Genomic DNA, 16,777 nt, shown 5'->3' with positions numbered 1-16,777 from the left:
TCGATTGCCGAGATCAGATCTCGTCGATCGACGCGGCTTCGAAGCGGCTGGAGATGTTGATGCCGAGCTCTTCCGCTGCGCGGAAGGCCTCGTCGTCGGTGTCCCGCAGGTTGACGGCGGTGCCGTCAGCCGAGAGCACCTCGACGTTCAGGCAGAGCGACTGCATCTCCTTCATGAGCACCTTGAAGGACTCGGGGATGCCGGGCTCCTGGATGTTCTCGCCCTTGACGATCGCCTCGTACACCTTGACGCGGCCGAGGATGTCGTCGGACTTGATCGTGAGCAGCTCCTGCAGTGCGTACGCGGCACCGTAGGCCTCGAGAGCCCACACCTCCATCTCACCGAAGCGCTGTCCACCGAACTGCGCCTTACCGCCGAGCGGCTGCTGGGTGATCATCGAGTACGGGCCCGTCGAGCGAGCGTGGATCTTGTCGTCGACGAGGTGGTGCAGCTTCAGGATGTACATGTAGCCGACCGAGACGGGAGCCGGGAACGGCTCGCCGGAGCGGCCGTCGAACAGCAGCGTCTTGCCCGAAGAGTCGATCAGGCGCACACCGTCACGGGTCGGCAGGGTCGAGTCGAGCAGGCCCGAGATCTCGGACTCGCTGGCACCGTCGAACACGGGGGTCGCGACCTTGGTGTTCGGGGCGACGTCGCGACCGTTCTCCGGCAGCTGGGCGGCCCACTCGGGGTTGCCCTCCACCTTCCATCCGGTCTTGGCGATCCAGCCGAGGTGGGTCTCGAGCACCTGGCCGAAGTTCATTCGACCCGGGATGCCGAGCGGGTTCAGCACGACGTCGACCGGCGTGCCGTCCGACATGAACGGCATGTCCTCGACGGGCAGGATCTTCGCGATGACGCCCTTGTTGCCGTGGCGGCCGGCGAGCTTGTCACCCTCGGTGATCTTGCGCTTCTGAGCGATGTAGACCACGACGCGACGGTTGACGCCCGAGCCCAGCTCGTCGTCGCCCTCTTCGGCGTCGAACTCCTTGACGGCGATGATGGTGCCCTGCTCACCGTGCGGAACCTTCAGCGAGGTGTCGCGGACCTCACGGCTCTTCTCGTTGAAGATGGCGCGCAGCAGGCGCTCCTCGGCGCTCAGCTCGGTCTCGCCCTTCGGCGTGACCTTGCCGACGAGGATGTCGCCGGGGCGGACCTCGGCGCCGATGCGGATGATGCCGCGCTCGTCGAGGTCCTTCAGCAGCTCGGGGCTGACGTTGGGGAGGTCACGGGTGATCTCCTCCTTGCCCAGCTTGGTGTCGCGGGCGTCGACCTCGTACTCCTCGATGTGGATCGACGAGAGGGTGTCGTCCTTCACCAGCTCCTGGCTGAGGATGATGGCGTCCTCGAAGTTGTGTCCCTCCCACGGCATGAACGCGACGAGCAGGTTCTTGCCGAGTGCGAGCTCGCCGTTCTCGGTGGCGGGTCCGTCGGCGATGACCTCGCCGACCTCGACGCGCTCACCGGCGCTGACGATCACGCGCTGGTTGTAGGACGTGCCCTGGTTCGAGCGGTCGAACTTGCGCAGGTGGTACTCCTGCGTGCCGCCCTCGTCGAGCATGACGACGACGCGGTCCGCCGAGACCTCGCTGACCACACCGGCCTTCAGCGCGGTGACCACGTCACCGGCGTCGATGGCGGTGTAGCCCTCCATGCCGGTGCCGACGAGCGGCGAGTCCGAGCGCAGCAGCGGCACGGCCTGACGCTGCATGTTGGCGCCCATCAGGGCGCGCTGCGCGTCGTCGTGCTCGAGGAACGGCACGAGCGAGGTCGCGACCGACACCATCTGGCGCGGCGAGACGTCCATGTAGCCGATCTCCTCGGGCAGGAACAGGTCGACCTCACCCGATCCGCCGCGGGGGCGTGCCAGCACGTGGCTCTCGCGGAACTTGTTCTTCGCGTCGAGCGGCGCGTTCGCCTGGGCGATGTTGAAGTCGACCTCCTCGGCTGCCGTGAGGTAGTCGATCTGGTCGGTGACGACGCCGTCGACGACGCGACGGTACGGGGTCTCGATGAAGCCGAACGAGTTGATGCGCGCGAACGTCGCGAGCGCACCGATCAGACCGATGTTCGGGCCTTCCGGGGTCTCGATCGGGCACATGCGGCCGTAGTGCGAGGGGTGCACGTCGCGCACCTCGACGCCGGCGCGGTCACGCGAGAGACCGCCGGGGCCGAGGGCCGACAGGCGGCGCTTGTTGGTCAGGCCCGCGAGCGGGTTGTTCTGATCCATGAACTGCGACAGCTGCGAGGTGCCGAAGAACTCCTTGATCGCGGCCACGACGGGGCGCACGTTGATCAGGGTCTGCGGGGTGATCGCCTCGATGTCCTGCGTGGTCATGCGCTCGCGGACGACGCGCTCCATGCGCGACAGACCGGTGCGGACCTGGTTCTGGATCAGCTCGCCGACGGCGCGGATGCGACGGTTGCCGAAGTTGTCGATGTCGTCGGTCGCGATGCGGATCTCGGCCTTCTTGCCGCCGCGGATGCCTTCGAACGTCTCGTCGCCGCGGTGCACGCGCACCAGGTACTTGATCGTCGCGACGATGTCGTCGACGGTCAGCACCGAGTCGGTGAGCGGAGCCGCGAGACCGAGCTTCTGGTTGATCTTGTAGCGACCGACCTTCGCCAGGTCGTAGCGCTTCGGGTTGAAGTAGAAGTTGTCGAGCAGCGAGCGCGCGGCCTCGGCGGCGACCTGCTCGCCCGGACGCAGCTTGCGGTAGATGTCGCGCAGCGCGTCTTCCTGGGTGAGGATGGTGTCCTTCGCCAGGGTCTCCTCGATCGAGGGGAAGCCGGCGAACTCGGCGAGGATCTGCTCGCTCGACATGCCCAGCGCCTTCAGGAAGACGGTGACGGACTGCTTGCGCTTGCGGTCGATGCGCACGCCGACCTGGTCGCGCTTGTCGATCTCGAACTCGAGCCACGCGCCGCGGCTGGGGATGACGCGAGCGGTGACGATGTCCTTGTCACTGGTCTTGTCGGGGGTCTTGTCGAAGTAGACGCCGGGCGAGCGGACGAGCTGCGAGACGACGACGCGCTCGGAGCCGTTGATGATGAACGTGCCCTTGTCGGTCTGCAGCGGGAAGTCGCCCATGAAGACGGTCTGCGTCTTGATCTCACCGGTGAGGTGGTTCATGAACTCGGCCTCGACGTACAGCGGGGCGGCGTAGGTCTTGCCGCGCTCCTTGCACTCGTCGATCGAGTACTTCTCGGGCTCGAGGTACGGGTTCGTGAACGAGAGCTGCATCGTCTCGCCGAGGTCCTCGATCGGGGAGATCTCCTCGAAGATCTCGCCCAGACCCGAGACCTCGGAGACATCGCTGCGTCCGGCCTTCTTGGCCTCGGCGACGCGCGCCTTCCAGTCGTCGTTGCCGACGAGCCAGCCGAACGACTCGGTCTGCAGCGCGAGCAGGTCGGGGACCGTCAGCGTGTCGGAGATCTTGGCGAACGAGAGGCGGGAGACTCCGCGGCCGTTCTTGTTGGTGGTGGATGTGGATGCGTTGCGAGCAGCAGCCAAGGGAGTAACCTCCGTGAGCCCGGGCAGGGGCTGGTCGATTCCTAGACGTCGGTGGAGAACGCGCTCGAGAGCTCAACGGATGCCGACCACCATATGAGGGCACGGAGAAGCGAGCGCAACTACCGACTATACGCACGATTTCACGACATGGCAAGCGGAATCCTTGACCAATGCCGGATGCTGGGGTATGAGCGACACTGCAGTATGCGCATCGTGCTGAAGTTCACCATAGACTGCGACGCCGACACCGCCTGGCGGGCGCTGCATTCGCCGCGCGTGGTCGGCGAGCTGTACGCTCCCCTGCTGCAGATGCAGCCCCTGTTGCCGCAGGGGCTGCCGGAGCGGTGGACGCCCGGCGACGAGGTGCCGGTGCGGCTGGCCGCGTTCGGCCGCATCCCGGTCGGGACGCAGCTGATCCACATCAGCGATCGCACGGTCGATGCGCCGGACGGCGCGGTGCGCATCCTCCGCGACAGCGGCATCCCCCTCACCGGCCCTCTCGCTGGGCTCGACGTGTGGGACCACCAGATGGCGGTATCCGCTCAACCCGGACGACCCGACCGCACGCTGTGGCGGGACCGGCTCACCTTCGGCGGACCGACCGCAGCGCTGCTGTGGCCGGTGCTGTGGGTCTCGTGGCAGGCGCGCGCTCTTCGCGTGCGCGCGCTGGCTCGGCGCTGGGCGCGCGACCCTGCGCTGCGAGAGTGACCCGCCGCCGCGTCAGGACGCGATGCCCAGCTCGTTGCCGGGGATGGATGCCAGCAGCCGGCGCGTGTACGGATGGCGGGGGTTCGTGAAGATCTCCTCCGAGCTCGCCGCCTCGACGAGCGCGCCGTCCTTCATGACGCACACGTAGTCGCTGATCAGACGCACCACCGCGAGGTCGTGCGAGATGAACAGATAGCTGAGTCCGTACTCCTTCTGCAGGTCGCCGAGCAGCGTGAGGATCTGATCCTGCACGAGCACGTCGAGCGCCGAGACCGGCTCGTCGCAGACGATGAGGTCGGGCGAGAGCGCGAGGGCCCGCGCGATGGCGACGCGCTGACGCTGACCGCCCGACAGCTCCGACGGGTAGCGCTGCAGCATCGAGTGCGGCAGCGCGACGTCATCGAGCAGCGTGCGCACCCGCGCGCGGCGCTCGGCCCGGTTGCCGCGCTTGTAGAACTCCAGCGGCTCGGCGATCAGCCGCTCGATGGTGAACATCGGGTTCAGGCTCGAGTACGGGTCCTGGAAGACCGGCTGCACGCGCTGGCGGAACTCGCGCGACTGCGCGCGGTCGAGCGTGGCGATGTCGTTGCCCTCGAAGCGGATCGTGCCGGCGGTCGGCTCGATGAGCTTGAGCAGCATGCGAGCCGTGGTGGTCTTGCCCGAGCCGGACTCCCCCACGATCGCCACCGTCCTGCCGCGCGGGATCGCGAGCGAGACGTCGTCGACGGCGACGAAGTCCTCGGCCTGCCCGCGGATCGGGTAGACCTTGCGCAGCCCCTCGATCTCGACGATGTTGTCGGCTGTCCCGCCCTGGGTTGCTGAGCCTGTCGAAGCACCTGTCGAAGCACCCTTCGACAAGCTCAGGGACCCATCGACATCCTGGGCCGCTGAGCCTGCCGAAGCGTCGTACGCCTCCGGCTGCAGGCGGGCTGCGGCGATCGACGGCGCCGCCTTCACCAGGCTCTGCGTGTACGGGTGCTGCGGATCCTCGAGGATCTGCCGCGCCGGGCCCTGCTCGACCGCCCGCCCGCGATGCATGACGACCACACGCTGCGCGCGTTCGGCGGCGAGGCCGAGATCGTGCGTGATCAGCAGCACGGCGGTGCCGAGCTCTCGCGTCATCTCGTCGAGCTGGTCGAGGATCGTCTGCTGCACCGTCACGTCGAGCGCACTGGTGGGTTCGTCGGCGATGAGCAGGCGCGGGCGGCAGGCCAGACCGATGGCGATGAGGGCCCGCTGGCGCAGACCGCCCGACAGCTCGTGCGGGTACTGCTTGGCACGACGTTCGGGGTCGGGCAGGCCGGCGGCCGAGAGCGCCTCGATGACCTTCTGCTGCACGTCGCCACGGGTGGCGAGGCCGTGCGCGAGCAGCGTCTCGGCCACCTGCGTGCCGATCTTGGCGACGGGATTCAGGTTCGACATCGGGTCCTGCGGCACCATGCCGATGTCGCGTCCGCGGATCTTGCGCATCTCGCTCTCCGAGATGCCGACCAGCTCCCGCCCGTCGAGGGTGATGCTGCCGCCCGTGACCCGCCCGCCGGAGGCGAGCAGGTCGATCACGGCCATCGCCGTGGTCGACTTGCCCGAGCCGGACTCGCCGACGATCGCGACGGTCTCGCCCGGGGCGATCTCGAGGTCGACACCCTCGACCGCGTGCACGACGCCGTCCATGGTGCTGAAGTCGACCGCCAGGTTCGACACCTGCAGCAGCGGCTGGCGCACGGCATCCGGATTCGTGTTCATCTTCTCGTTCCTCATCGCGCACGCGTCCGGGGGTCCATGGCCTCGCGCAGCGCCTCGCCGAACAGCGTGAAGCCCAGCGCGGTCACGGCGATGCAGATGCCGGGCAGGAAGGCCAGCTGCGGTGCGATCGCGAGCTCGTTCTGCGCGTAGGTCAGCATCCGCCCCCACTCGGCGGTCTCGGGTCGTCCGCCGCCGAGACCGAGGAACGACAGCGCGGCCGCGTCGATGACGGCGGTGGCGAGGGTCAGGGTGCCCTGCACGATGACCGGGCCGATGGCGTTCGGCAGCACGTGCGACATGGTGATGCGGCCGCGCCCGAGACCGAGCGTCTGCGCCGAGAGCACGTACTCCGCCGAGCGCTGCTGCAGCATCGACGCACGCAGCAGGCGGGCGAAGATCGGCACCTGGGATGCTCCGATGGCGATCATCACCGCCGACGGCGTCTGCCCGAGGATCGCGGCGATCGACACCGCCAGCAGCAGGTTGGGCACCGAGAGGATGATGTCGACGATGCGCATGATCAGCGTGTCGACCCAGCCGCCGAACGTGCCGGCCAGGAGTCCGAGCAGCATGCCGCCGACCAGTCCCAGCGCGGTCGAGACCACGCCGACGAGCAGCGACGCCTGCGCACCCCAGATCAGCTTCGACAGCACGTCGCCGCCGAAGCGGTCGAGGCCGAGCGGGAACCCGTCGATCTCTCCGATGCCGGGGATGCCGGTGGGGGTGATGTACTCGGTGCCCGGCAGCGCACGCTCGGGATAGGGCGCGAGCAGCGGCGCGAGCGCCGCGACCAGCAGGAACAGCAACACGATCACGGCGCCGAACCACGCCGCAGGATTGCGTCGCAGGCGCCGGAACACGTCGTGCCAGAAGCCGCCGCCGGACTTCAGATCGGCCTGTGCGACGGCGACGGTGTCGAGCACCTCGCCGCCCTGTGCGGGTGGGAGCACTGCGCTCATCACTGAACCCTCACTCTCGGATCGATCAGGCTGTACGACACGTCGACAGCCAGGTTGATCAGCGCGTACGCGATCGCGATGAAGATGATGAAGCCCTGCAGCACGGGGAAGTCGCGCGCGAAGATCGACTGCGCGAGGAACGACCCGATGCCGGGATAGGCGAACACCGTCTCGGTGAGCACCGCGCCCGAGATCAGCAGGCCGGTCTGCAGGCCGATCGTGGTGATCACGGGCAGCATCGCGTTGCGCAGGATGAATCGGTTGCGCAGGGTCGAGGGGGCCACGCCCTTCGCCTTGCCGGTGCGGACGTAGTCGGCGTTCTGCACCTCGAGCACGCTGGCCCGGGTGATGCGCACGATGATCGCCAGCGGGATGGTGCCCAGCGCGAGCGCCGGCAGCAGCAGGTGCAGGATGGCATCCCACGACGCGTCGAACTCGCCGGTGATGATGCCGTCCCAGACGTAGAACCCGGTCACGTGCGTGGCGTTGATCCGCGGGCTCTGGCGGCCGTCCGACGGCAGCCAGCCCAGCTGCACGGCGAAGATGTACTTCAGGATGAAGGCCAGGAAGAACACCGGGATGGTGATTCCGATCAGGCTGAAGATCACCGCGCTGTGGTCGGTCCACCTGCCGTGGCGGCGAGCCGCCCAGTAGCCGAGCGGGATGCCCACGCCGACCGCGAAGATGAGCGCCGCGACGCTGAGCTCGATCGTGGCAGGGAAGCGGCGGAAGAACTCCTCCACGACGGGCCGGGAGGTGACGATCGATGAGCCGAAGTCACCCTGCAGCAGTCTGCCGATCCAGGTGACGTACTGCTCGATGAGCGGCCGGTCGAAGCCGTACAGCTGGTTGACCTGCTCGATCGCGGAAGGTGTGGCCTTCTCGCCGAGCAGGGCGACCGCGGGTCCGCCGGGAAGAGCGCGGACCCAGGCGAACAGCAGGATGCTGAGGCCGAAGAGCGTGGGGATGAGCAGCAGCAGCCGCTTGCCGATAGTTCGCAGCACGAGTTCTCCGTCGGTGCACGTCGTCCGCGCTCACGGGCCCTTCGACAGGCTCAGGGACCCAGGTTGGGACGCTGAACCTGCCGAAGCGCATCACGTGAGGGCGGACGACGCGGCGGGCATTACTTGGTGAGGACGATCTCCGAGAAGACCTCGTCGTTCACCGGGCTGGCCGGGTAGCTCTTCACCCGCTTGTCGAACGCGAGCGTCGGTGCCGGGTGCGCCAGCGGGACGCCGGGGATGAACTCCGCCACATCCTCGTTGATCTTCTCGTACGCCTTCGTCTGGTCGTCGATGTTCGAGATGCCACGGGCATCCGCCAGCTCCGAGAACAGCTCGGGGTTGTCGAAGCCCCACTCCGCGCTCTGCTGTCCGAAGAAGACGCCGACGAAGTTGTCGGTGTCGTTGTAGTCGCCGGTCCAGCCGAGCAGGTGGATGCCGTGGTCGGGCGTGCTGGAGATCTTCTCCAGGTAGTCCGGGCTCCAGGCGTCGGTCTGCGGGTTGACCTTCACACCCGCCTCCTCGAGCTGCTTCGCCAGCACGGTGAAGATCTGCTCGGGGTTGGGCATGTACGGACGCGACACGTTGACCGGGTAGTTGAAGGTCAGCGTGAGCGGCTTGTCAGCCGTGTACCCGGCCTCCTCGAGCATCGACTTCGCCTTGGCGGGGTCGTACTCGAAGGTCGTGACGTCCTTGTTGTAGCCGGTGACCACCGGCGGCACGAACTGCGTGGCCTTCTCGGTGCCCTCGGGCAGCACCTGCTTGATGAGCGCGTCCTTGTCGATCGCGTACGAGAGAGCCTCGCGCACCTTGATGTCCTGCAGCTCGGGCACGGCCTGGTTGAAGCCGAGGTAGAGGATGGTGAACGGCTTGCGCGACACCATCGTGAAGCCCTTCTCTTCGAGGGCCTTGGTGTCGGCCGGGCCGACCAGGTCGTAACCGTCGATGTCGCCGGCTTCGAGCGCCTGGCGCCGAGCGGTCGGGTCGTCGATCACGCGGAAGATGACCTCGTCGATCTGCCCCTGCTCACCCCAGTAGTCGCCGAAGGCCTTGAGCGTGACGTTCTCGCCCGGAGCCCACGAGTCGAATTGGAACGGCCCGGTGCCGGCGGGGTGCGCTTTCGCGTACTCCGACAGCGTCGGCGCCGCAGCCGTGCCGCCGACCTCGTCGGCCTTGAACTCCTTGAGCGCCGACGGGCTCTGGATGCTGAACGCCGGCAGCGACAGCGACGCGATGAAACCGGCGAACGGCTTGTTCAGCTCGATGGTGACCTTGTCGTCGCCGTCGGGCGTGCACGACTTGTAGACGGCGTCGGCCGCGTTCGACGCGTAGCCGCGGAACAGCTTGTTGTAGTAGTAGCCGAGCGCCTCGGAGGCGAGCAGGTCGGTCCAGTTGTACCAGCGGTCGAAGTTGAAGCACACGGCTTCGGCGTTGAACGGCGTGCCGTCGTGGAACGTCACCCCCGTCTTCAGGTCGAACGTGTGGGTCATGCCGTCTTCGGACGACTCCCACGACTCGGCGAGCAGCGGGGCGGGGTCTGCGGTGCCGGGCTTGGTGCCGACCAGTCCCTCGAAGATCTGGCGCGAGACGCGGAAGGTCTCACCGTCCTGCGCGAGCGCGGGGTCGAGGCCCTGCGGGTCGGATGATGCGGCGAAGACGAAGGTGCTGTCGACGTCACCGGAGGACTTCGAGCCGTTGTCGTCGTCGCGCTGGCTGGCGACGCAGCCGGTCAGCAGCATTGCTGCGACGGCGGTGCCGGCGGCGAGTGCGATGCCTCGCCTGCGGGTGCTGTGGAGCATGGTGTGCCTCTCTGTGAATGCTTCCTCGCATGAACCGGATGCCCCATCGCATCCGCACATGATGTCTTGACGCTACTCAGCGCCCCGGCCGATCGCCAAACTTTCGCATGTTGCGATCCGGTATCGGGTCGGCCCGGGGTGAGCGCTGTAGGGTCGGATGCCATGACGCGCACCCCCGTCGCTCAGCACGCCCCGCACCGCACACCCTCGGCATGGGGGTCGGCGCTGCGGATGCTGGGCATCGGCCTCGCCGTCGTGTCGGTCTCGGCGCTCGGGATCGGCGGGTTCATCGCCGCGGACCTCACTCTGCGCGTGAATCAGGGTGCGGTCGATCTGGAGGACGCACCGGAGGTCGCTCCCCCGTCGCTGGCGGCGTACCCGGGCGAGTTCGCGATCCTCCTCGTCGGAACGGACGAGTGCGGCGAGGTGTCGACGCAGAAGCTCGGTCCCCGGTGCGTCGGCGAAGACGGCATCCGCAACGACGTCAACCTGCTCGTGCACGTCTCAGCCGAACCGCGCAAGGTGAGCGTCGTCTCGCTGCCTCGCGACCTGATGCTCGAGGTGCCCGAGTGCACCCGGGAGGACGGCTCGGTGGCATCCGCGTCGTCCGCCGCGGCGATCAACACCGTCTTCGAGCGGGCCGGGCTGTCGTGCGTGGTGAAGTCGGTCGCCGCGCTGAGCGGAATCGACATCGGCTTCGCCGCGAAGCTCAGCTTCGACGGCGTCATGAAGATCACCGACGCGATCGGCGGCGTGGAGATCTGCATCGGCGGCACGGGCATCCGCGACCGCGACACCGGGATCGACTGGCCCCCGGGGCTGCGCACCGTGTCGGGTTACGACGCGCTGCAGTTCATCCGCGTGCGCAAGGGGATCGGCGACGGCAGCGACCTCGCCCGCATCTCGAACCAGCAGCAGTACATGTCGCGTCTGGCCAAGAAGATCCTCAGCAGCGAGACCCTCACCGACGTGCCCAAGGTGCTGCGCCTGGCGAACGTCGTCGCCGACAACGTCGAGCCCAGCAGGGATCTCGCCAACCCGGTGCGGCTCGCACAGCTCGCACTCGCGCTGAAGGACGTCCCGTTCGAGGAGTTCAAGTTCCTGCAGCTGCCCACCGTCGAGGCGCCGTCCGACCCGAACCGTGTCGTGACCGACGAGAGCGCCGCGGAGCCGATGTGGGCGGCGATCCGCGCCGGCGAGTCGATGCAGATCACCGGCGAGGCCAGCAATCACGGCGGTGTGGTCGCCGAGGAGGCGACGGCTGCGCCCGCGGAGCCGTCAGCCCCCGCCTCCGAGGCGCCGAGTCCCGCCCCGTCTGCGACCGAGGGCGTGGTGCTGTCGGAGCAGATCAGCGGCATCGACCTGAACCAGCAGACCTGCTCGGGTGGCAAGCGGCGCTGACGGATATTCTTCGCCACGACGACGACCAGGCGATCTGCACCCCACAGACCGCACGACACAGGAGATGAGCATGGGACGAGCACGCGCGCGGGATGCGGCGAACCCGCAGGTGCGCCTCGAGCACGGCGGCATCGCCGAGGTGGCGCCGAGCGAGTTCGCCGGCGGATTCGAGCTGATCGTCGACGGAACGCCGCAGTCGCACGTCGACCTCGATGATCCGACCCACCTGCACTTCGAGTACATCGTGCGGATGGGCGCGGTGATCGATCAGCTCGGCTCGTCGGCATCCGCCCCGCTCAGCGTCGTGCACCTCGGCGCGGGGGCCCTGACCGTCCCCCGCTACATCGAGGCGAGAAGGCCCGGGTCGCGCCAGCAGGTGATCGAGCTGGAGGGCCCGCTGGTGACGCTCGTGCGCGAGCACCTGCCCCTGCCGCGGTCGGCGGCGATCCGCATCCGGATCGGCGACGCGCGCGACGGTCTGCGCCGGCTGCCGCCCGCACTCACCGGACGCTGCGATCTGGTCGTCTCGGACGTGTTCTCCGGCGCGCAGACGCCCGCACACCTGACCAGCGTCGAGTTCTACCGCGAGATCGCCGACCTGCTCGCGCCGTCGGGCGTGCTGCTGGTGAACATCGCCGACGGGCCGGGCCTCGCGTTCGCGCGCCGCCAGGTGGCGACGGCCATGAGCGTGTTCGACGAGGTCGCGCTGCTCGCCGACACGCAGGTGCTGAAGGGCCGCCGGTTCGGCAACCTCGTGCTGGCCGCGTCTCGCACGCCGATGCCGACCGAGTGGCTGCCCCGGCTGCTGGCCGCAGGCCCGCACCCGGCGAAGATCGCCCAGGATGCCGAGGTCGCGGCGTTCGCGAAGGGCGCGGCGATCGTCACCGACGCGGATGCCGTGGCATCCCCCCGCCCCGACGCGAGCATCTTCCTGCGCTGAGGCTCGTGGGCCGGGTCGATCCCGCCGTCTCAGGGCGAGCCTCGACCCGGTTCTCAGGTCGGCGAGGCAGACTGGGACGACGGTCGCAGAAGGGAGCCAGCAGTCGTGAATTTGATCCAGGGTTACGACCCAGAAACCCTCCGGGAACTGGTGGATCCGCGCGAGTGCCTGGCCCGCCTGACCGAGATCGAGAACCAGCGCAGCCTGCCTGTGCTGCTCGAGCGCGTCTGGCTGCTGAAGGTGCTCGACCGGCTCGACGAGGCGCTCGAGCTGGCCGCTGAGACGGTGCGTCAGGCTCGCATGGCCGGCACCCGCAAAGACCTGCTGCGCGCCCGCGTGCTGCATGCCACCGTGCTGCAGAACCGGGGCGCGCACGCGGCGGCGGCGCAGGAGCTCGCGACGTGCGCCAACGAGGCCGAGGGGCAGGGCTGGGCGGGGATCGCCGCCTTCGCGCATCAGCACCACGGCAAGAACGCGTACGAGGTGCGCGACTTCGAGCAGGCGCGGGAGAGCTTCAAGCGCTCGCTGTTCCTGCGCCGGGAGGCAGGCGCCGACGACTCGGATCTCGAGAAGGCGCTGCGCGCCATCGAGGCCGCCGAGCGGCGCAGCGCGATGGAAGCCGACGCGTTCGTCTAGAGCCGATGTCGGCGCCTGGTCTTACTCTGATCACATGGCCGATCTGAATCGCGTCCGCGTCTGGGGAGACGCGCTGATCCGGATGCACCTCGACGAATCGTGGTCGTTCGACTTCGACAACGCCAAGCGCCGTGCGGGGCTGTGCGACTACCAGCGGCGACGCATCTCGGTGTCGCGCTATCTGGCCGCGCGGTTCGACGACGACGAGATCCATCAGACCCTGCTGCACGAGGTCGCGCACGCCCTGGCGGGTCACGCGGCCGGGCACGGCCCGGCGTGGAAGCGAGTCGCCCGGTCGCTGGGCTACGTCGGCGGCGCCACTCACCAGGGCGAGACGGCGACCGAGCTCGCCCCGTGGATCGGGCGGTGCCCCGCGGGTCACGTCGCATATCGTCATCGCCGCCCCGCGCGCGAGACGTCGTGCGCGAAGTGCTCTCGCCGCTTCGACCGGCGCTTCCTGTTCGAGTGGCGCCGTCGCGAGATCACCGACGCCGATCGGCTCGCGGCGCAGCTGCCCCGCTGAGCGGGTTCAGTCCGCGGGCCGCGATGAGCGGTAGCGTCGCGCGAGAAGGGCGATCAGCCGCCAGCCGAGCAGCAGGGCGGCGAGCACCAGCGAGGCGACGATGATGAACGGGGTCTCGGCGGTGTCGCCGGCGGCGATGCGCAGCAGCATCCCGCCGGCCACCGTCACGATCCAGACGATCACGCCCCAGCCGAGCGACCACGGTCGCTGCGGGCGGGCGGGAACGAGCGCCGCGAGGGCGTGCCCGACGACGAGCGCGATGAGGAACGGCCACGCCGTGAGCAGGAATCCGAGCGGATTCTCGTCGTGCGATGCCCGGCCGATCGCCGCGAACACGAGCACGAACACGGCGTCGACGATGACCGCGGGGAGAAACCTCATACTCCGACCCTATGCCGCCGCATGTCGGCGCCGCCGATGGCGCGCGCGGCTCCTGCGTGTCGGGAATCCCAGACCGAACCGGATGCCCGCGGCGAGCCGCTCCCGCGACACGCCGGCCACGACCGAACGGCCTGAGATCGCCGACGGCCCGGTCAGCTGAACTGCTCGAACACGCCTTCGCGCAGCACGGGGACGGTGTCGACGGCATCCAGTTCCGCCGCCTCGGCCGTGGTCGTCGGGCGCACACCGGCAGCCTCCATGCGGGCAGTGGATGCCACGCCGGAGACCAGCTCGCGACCGGAGCCGCTGCCGATGAGCATGTGCCGCAGCCCCGGCCTCAGCGCGCGGAACGCCTCGGCCGCCGCAGCCGCCTCGGGCGACGAGTGGTCGATGCCGAGGTCGCACAGAGCGGCGATGATCGCCCCGGCGCCGAGCTGATCCTCCACCGCGAAGCGCAGCTCGCCGGTGGGTGCGAGCTCGCCCGCCGCGATGATCGACACCGAAGCGCGCGCGCCCTGGCTCTCCTGCACGCTCATCACCGCGTGCGCGGTGGCCGCCGCGTTGCGGATGCCGCCGACCAGGACGGTCGCGGGACGGGCATCCGGAGCAGCCGCCGCCGAGGCGACCGCCGCGCCGTTCGTCGACCACGACACGGCATCCGTCAGCGCGATCCGCTGCCCGGCCGCCACCGCGTCGGCGAGTGTGGACGAGAAGCGGAGCACGTCGACGACGATCACGACGTCGGCGGGCGCGAGGCGGGCGAGCCCCTGCGCTCCCCAGTCGAGGCGCACCTGGTACGAGGACTGGTCGAACGGGGAAGGCATCCGCCAAGCCTAATCCGGGAGCTCAGTCGGCGGCGAGCGCCTCGACCGGAGCCACCCGGGTCGCCAGCCGAGTCGGAGTCACGGCGGCGACGACGGTCAGCACGGCGGTCGCGGCGACGATGATCGCCACGGGGATCCACGGCACCGCCGGGTACACGAGCCCGGCCGGCTCGAAGTCGGGCAGCACCGGCACCGATCCGAGCAGCGACTGCGCGGCGATCCAGCCGTAGGCCACACCGAGCACGAGGCCGGTGAGAGTCGCGGCGACCGTGATGTGCACGGCCTCGAGCAGCACCATCCGGCGCACCTGCGTGGAGGTCAGGCCGATCGCGCGCAGCAGCCCCAGCTCGCGGCGGCGCTGCACCACCCCGATGGTGAGCAGGTTGACCAGGCCGACGGCCGCGATCACCGCCGACACGGCGACCAGCACCATCATGATGCTCGCGAACGCGTCCATCGGGGCGAAGAACCCCTCGACGAACTCTCCTTCGCTCTGGCGCAGCAGCAGCGCCTTCACCGACTCGAGAGCGACGGCGAACATCGTCACGAGCGCCACACCCATGACCACGCCGATCGCCATGCGGCTCGACCGCTCGGGATGCCGCAGCGCGTTCTCCGCCGCGAGTCGGGCGGTCGGCCCGGTGCCGAAGAGACGCCCGACCAGGCGCAGCACGGGCGGCATGAACAGCGGCGACGCGGTCGCCAGGCCGGTGAACGAGAACAGTCCGCCGAAGAACGCCACGACCACGCCGAGCGGTGTGACGAGACCGAGCAGCACACCCGCGACGAGCAGCGCCACTCCGGCCACGATCAGCACCAGGGCTCCGACGTGCTTGCCGCGCCGGCTCGCCTCCTCGTCGTGCGTGCGCTCGACCGAGCCGCCGAGCGCCTGCAAGGGTGTGACGGTGAGCACTCGGCGCGATCCGATCCAGGCCGCCAGCCAGGTCGTCAGCGCGACACCGACCACGGGGAAGAGCACGCCGGGCTGCACGAGGGTGACGTCGGCCGGAGCGCCGGCCAGCACGGCATCGCCGACCAGCATCCCGACTGCCGAGAAGCCGACGCCGATCACCAGACCGATTCCCGCGCCGATCAGGCCGACCACGAACCCCTGTCCGGTGACCTCGGCACGCTGCGAGCGGGCTGAGGCGCCGATCAGGCGCAGCAGAGCGATGCGCCGGGTGCGGCCGGCGATGATCGTCGAGAAGGTGTTCGCGGTGACGATCGCCGCCACGTACATCGCGACCCCGACCAGCAGCACCGACAGGATGGACACGACGATCGCGAGCACCTCGCTGTCGCCGATGAACGGGTCGGACTGCAGCACCACGCCGATGTAGGCGGTCACCTCGACGAGGATCACGCCGAAGGCGGCGGCGAGCGCCGACACCAGGATGCTCGCTCCCATCCCCCGCTCGCGCAGCCAGCGGAGGCGGCCCGCGGCCGGGCGGTTCTGCTCGAGAGGCGACATCGTCGCTGCGGGCGCGCTCACGCCGCCACCTCCGCGGCGAGCATGTGCGCGGCGATCTGCTCGGCGGTCTGCTTCGGGTGATCGGCGGTGATGCGGCCGTCGCCGAGGAACAGCACACGGTCGGCGTGGCTGGCGGCGATGGCGTCGTGCGTGACCATCGCGATCGACTGGCCGTGCTCGCGGCTCGCGTTCGCGAGCAGCCCGAGCACCTCGCGTCCGCTGCGCGAGTCGAGGTTTCCGGTGGGCTCGTCGGCGAACACGAGGTCGGGTGCGGTGGCGAGCGCGCGGGCGATCGCGACGCGCTGCTGCTGGCCGCCCGAGAGCTCGTGCGGGCGGTGGGTGAGGCGGGATGCCAGCCCGAGGCGCTCGACGAGTCCCTCGACGCGCGCCCGTTCGATGGCCGTCGGCCGGCGCCCGTCGAGCTCGAACGGCAGCAGGATGTTGCCGAGGGCGTCGAGGGTCGGCACGAGGTTGAACGCCTGGAAGATGAACCCCACGCGCCGGCGGCGCAGAACGGTCATCTCGAGGTCGCCGAGGCCGGTGATCTCGGTGTCGCCGATCCAGGCGCGACCCTCGGTGGGTGCGTCCAGCCCGGCCATGATGTGCATGAGCGTGGACTTGCCCGATCCGGACGGGCCCATGATCGCGGTGAACTGGCCGCGCCGGATGCCGACGCTGACGTCGTCGAGCGCGCGGACGCCCGCGGCGCCCGCCCCGTAGGTCTTGGTGAGGTGCTGGACGCGTGCGGCGAGGCCGAGGTCCGAGGTCGTGATCTGCATGCTTCGACGCTATTTTCCGCGCCCGCCCCGGCACATCGGCCCGAGGGTGGCATCCGGATACATCGAGAGGATGATCTGCGGCGGCCGTCGGCGCACGT

General features: G+C 69.3%; 14 protein-coding genes. 5 read left to right on the top strand and 9 right to left on the bottom strand.

The genetic code is table 11. The features are described 5' to 3' along the window. Nucleotides 1-13: 13 nt before the first annotated feature. Entirely contained in the window at nt 14-3,514 is a 3,501-nt protein-coding gene (gene rpoB, locus ACWIDW_RS09660) for a DNA-directed RNA polymerase subunit beta (RefSeq protein ID WP_454124841.1), read from the bottom strand. Nucleotides 3,515-3,718: 204 nt separating this feature from the next. Between rpoB and ACWIDW_RS09655 the strand changes: the two genes are divergently transcribed. Continuing rightward, nucleotides 3,719-4,222: a hypothetical protein gene (locus ACWIDW_RS09655; protein WP_454124840.1), complete on the top strand. Its 504-nt coding sequence runs from the start codon at nt 3,719-3,721 to the stop codon at nt 4,220-4,222. Nucleotides 4,223-4,234: 12 nt separating this feature from the next. Here the strand turns inward: ACWIDW_RS09655 and ACWIDW_RS09650 are convergent, their stop codons facing one another. The 4 genes from ACWIDW_RS09650 to ACWIDW_RS09635 all read right to left on the bottom strand — a co-directional run bounded on the left by ACWIDW_RS09650 (nt 4,235) and on the right by ACWIDW_RS09635 (nt 9,724). Next, nucleotides 4,235-5,980: an ABC transporter ATP-binding protein gene (locus ACWIDW_RS09650; protein ID WP_454124838.1), complete on the bottom strand. Its 1,746-nt coding sequence runs from the start codon at nt 5,978-5,980 to the stop codon at nt 4,235-4,237. Then, complete coding sequence (locus ACWIDW_RS09645) at nt 5,977-6,924, bottom strand: ABC transporter permease (protein ID WP_454124836.1); 948 nt, start codon at nt 6,922-6,924, stop codon at nt 5,977-5,979. The genes ACWIDW_RS09650 and ACWIDW_RS09645 overlap by 4 nt, the downstream gene beginning before the upstream one ends. After that, the gene (locus ACWIDW_RS09640) at nt 6,924-7,928 is read right to left on the bottom strand and encodes an ABC transporter permease (protein WP_454124834.1); all 1,005 of its coding nucleotides are present in this window, start codon (nt 7,926-7,928) and stop codon (nt 6,924-6,926) included. The genes ACWIDW_RS09645 and ACWIDW_RS09640 overlap by 1 nt, the downstream gene beginning before the upstream one ends. Nucleotides 7,929-8,047: 119 nt before the next feature. Further along, nucleotides 8,048-9,724 (bottom strand): ABC transporter substrate-binding protein, encoded by a 1,677-nt coding sequence (locus ACWIDW_RS09635; RefSeq protein WP_454124832.1) that lies wholly within the window; start codon nt 9,722-9,724, stop codon nt 8,048-8,050. 162 nt (nt 9,725-9,886) lie between these two features. Between ACWIDW_RS09635 and ACWIDW_RS09630 the strand changes: the two genes are divergently transcribed. The 4 genes from ACWIDW_RS09630 (at nt 9,887) to ACWIDW_RS09615 (ending at nt 13,224) form a co-directional block, all read left to right on the top strand. Then, entirely contained in the window at nt 9,887-11,125 is a 1,239-nt protein-coding gene (locus tag ACWIDW_RS09630) for an LCP family protein (protein WP_454124830.1), read from the top strand. 70 nt (nt 11,126-11,195) lie between these two features. Continuing rightward, nucleotides 11,196-12,065 carry a spermidine synthase gene (locus ACWIDW_RS09625; protein WP_454124829.1) on the top strand — a complete coding sequence of 290 codons (870 nt, stop codon included), beginning with the start codon at nt 11,196-11,198 and terminating at the stop codon, nt 12,063-12,065. Between the two features lie 105 nt (nt 12,066-12,170). Then, the gene (locus ACWIDW_RS09620; RefSeq protein WP_454124828.1) at nt 12,171-12,701 is read left to right on the top strand and encodes a hypothetical protein; all 531 of its coding nucleotides are present in this window, start codon (nt 12,171-12,173) and stop codon (nt 12,699-12,701) included. Between the two features lie 34 nt (nt 12,702-12,735). Further along, a complete protein-coding gene (locus ACWIDW_RS09615) occupies nt 12,736-13,224 on the top strand; it encodes a SprT-like domain-containing protein (protein ID WP_454124826.1) in 489 nt (162 codons plus the stop codon). A 6-nt stretch (nt 13,225-13,230) separates the two neighbouring features. Here the strand turns inward: ACWIDW_RS09615 and ACWIDW_RS09610 are convergent, their stop codons facing one another. The 4 genes from ACWIDW_RS09610 to ACWIDW_RS09595 form a co-directional block, all read right to left on the bottom strand. Then, nucleotides 13,231-13,605 (bottom strand): DUF3054 domain-containing protein, encoded by a 375-nt coding sequence (locus ACWIDW_RS09610; protein ID WP_454124824.1) that lies wholly within the window; start codon nt 13,603-13,605, stop codon nt 13,231-13,233. Between the two features lie 152 nt (nt 13,606-13,757). Beyond that, a complete protein-coding gene (locus ACWIDW_RS09605) occupies nt 13,758-14,429 on the bottom strand; it encodes a 2-phosphosulfolactate phosphatase (protein WP_454124823.1) in 672 nt (223 codons plus the stop codon). Between the two features lie 22 nt (nt 14,430-14,451). Beyond that, entirely contained in the window at nt 14,452-15,837 is a 1,386-nt protein-coding gene (locus ACWIDW_RS09600) for an FtsX-like permease family protein (RefSeq protein WP_454125305.1), read from the bottom strand. Nucleotides 15,838-15,917: 80 nt separating this feature from the next. Then, nucleotides 15,918-16,679: an ABC transporter ATP-binding protein gene (locus ACWIDW_RS09595; RefSeq protein WP_454124822.1), complete on the bottom strand. Its 762-nt coding sequence runs from the start codon at nt 16,677-16,679 to the stop codon at nt 15,918-15,920. Nucleotides 16,680-16,777: the final 98 nt, after the last annotated feature.

The sequence above is a fragment of the Microbacterium sp. NPDC055312 genome, assembly GCF_053645675.1.
This window is presented reverse-complemented; position numbering and strand designations above follow the sequence as displayed.

Excerpts from the sequence above, each read along its gene's own strand:
- ACWIDW_RS09655 (WP_454124840.1), top strand. The coding sequence starts at position 3,719 with ATGCGCATCGTGCTGAAGTTCACCATAGACTGCGACGCCGACACCGCC.
- ACWIDW_RS09650 (WP_454124838.1), bottom strand. The coding sequence starts at position 5,980 with ATGAGGAACGAGAAGATGAACACGAATCCGGATGCCGTGCGCCAGCCG.
- ACWIDW_RS09645 (WP_454124836.1), bottom strand. The coding sequence starts at position 6,924 with ATGAGCGCAGTGCTCCCACCCGCACAGGGCGGCGAGGTGCTCGACACC.
- ACWIDW_RS09635 (WP_454124832.1), bottom strand. The coding sequence starts at position 9,724 with ATGCTCCACAGCACCCGCAGGCGAGGCATCGCACTCGCCGCCGGCACC.
- ACWIDW_RS09630 (WP_454124830.1), top strand. The coding sequence starts at position 9,887 with ATGACGCGCACCCCCGTCGCTCAGCACGCCCCGCACCGCACACCCTCG.
- ACWIDW_RS09625 (WP_454124829.1), top strand. The coding sequence starts at position 11,196 with ATGGGACGAGCACGCGCGCGGGATGCGGCGAACCCGCAGGTGCGCCTC.
- ACWIDW_RS09615 (WP_454124826.1), top strand. The coding sequence starts at position 12,736 with ATGGCCGATCTGAATCGCGTCCGCGTCTGGGGAGACGCGCTGATCCGG.
- ACWIDW_RS09610 (WP_454124824.1), bottom strand. The coding sequence starts at position 13,605 with ATGAGGTTTCTCCCCGCGGTCATCGTCGACGCCGTGTTCGTGCTCGTG.
- ACWIDW_RS09605 (WP_454124823.1), bottom strand. The coding sequence starts at position 14,429 with ATGCCTTCCCCGTTCGACCAGTCCTCGTACCAGGTGCGCCTCGACTGG.
- ACWIDW_RS09600 (WP_454125305.1), bottom strand. The coding sequence starts at position 15,837 with ATGGGAGCGAGCATCCTGGTGTCGGCGCTCGCCGCCGCCTTCGGCGTG.
- ACWIDW_RS09595 (WP_454124822.1), bottom strand. The coding sequence starts at position 16,679 with ATGCAGATCACGACCTCGGACCTCGGCCTCGCCGCACGCGTCCAGCAC.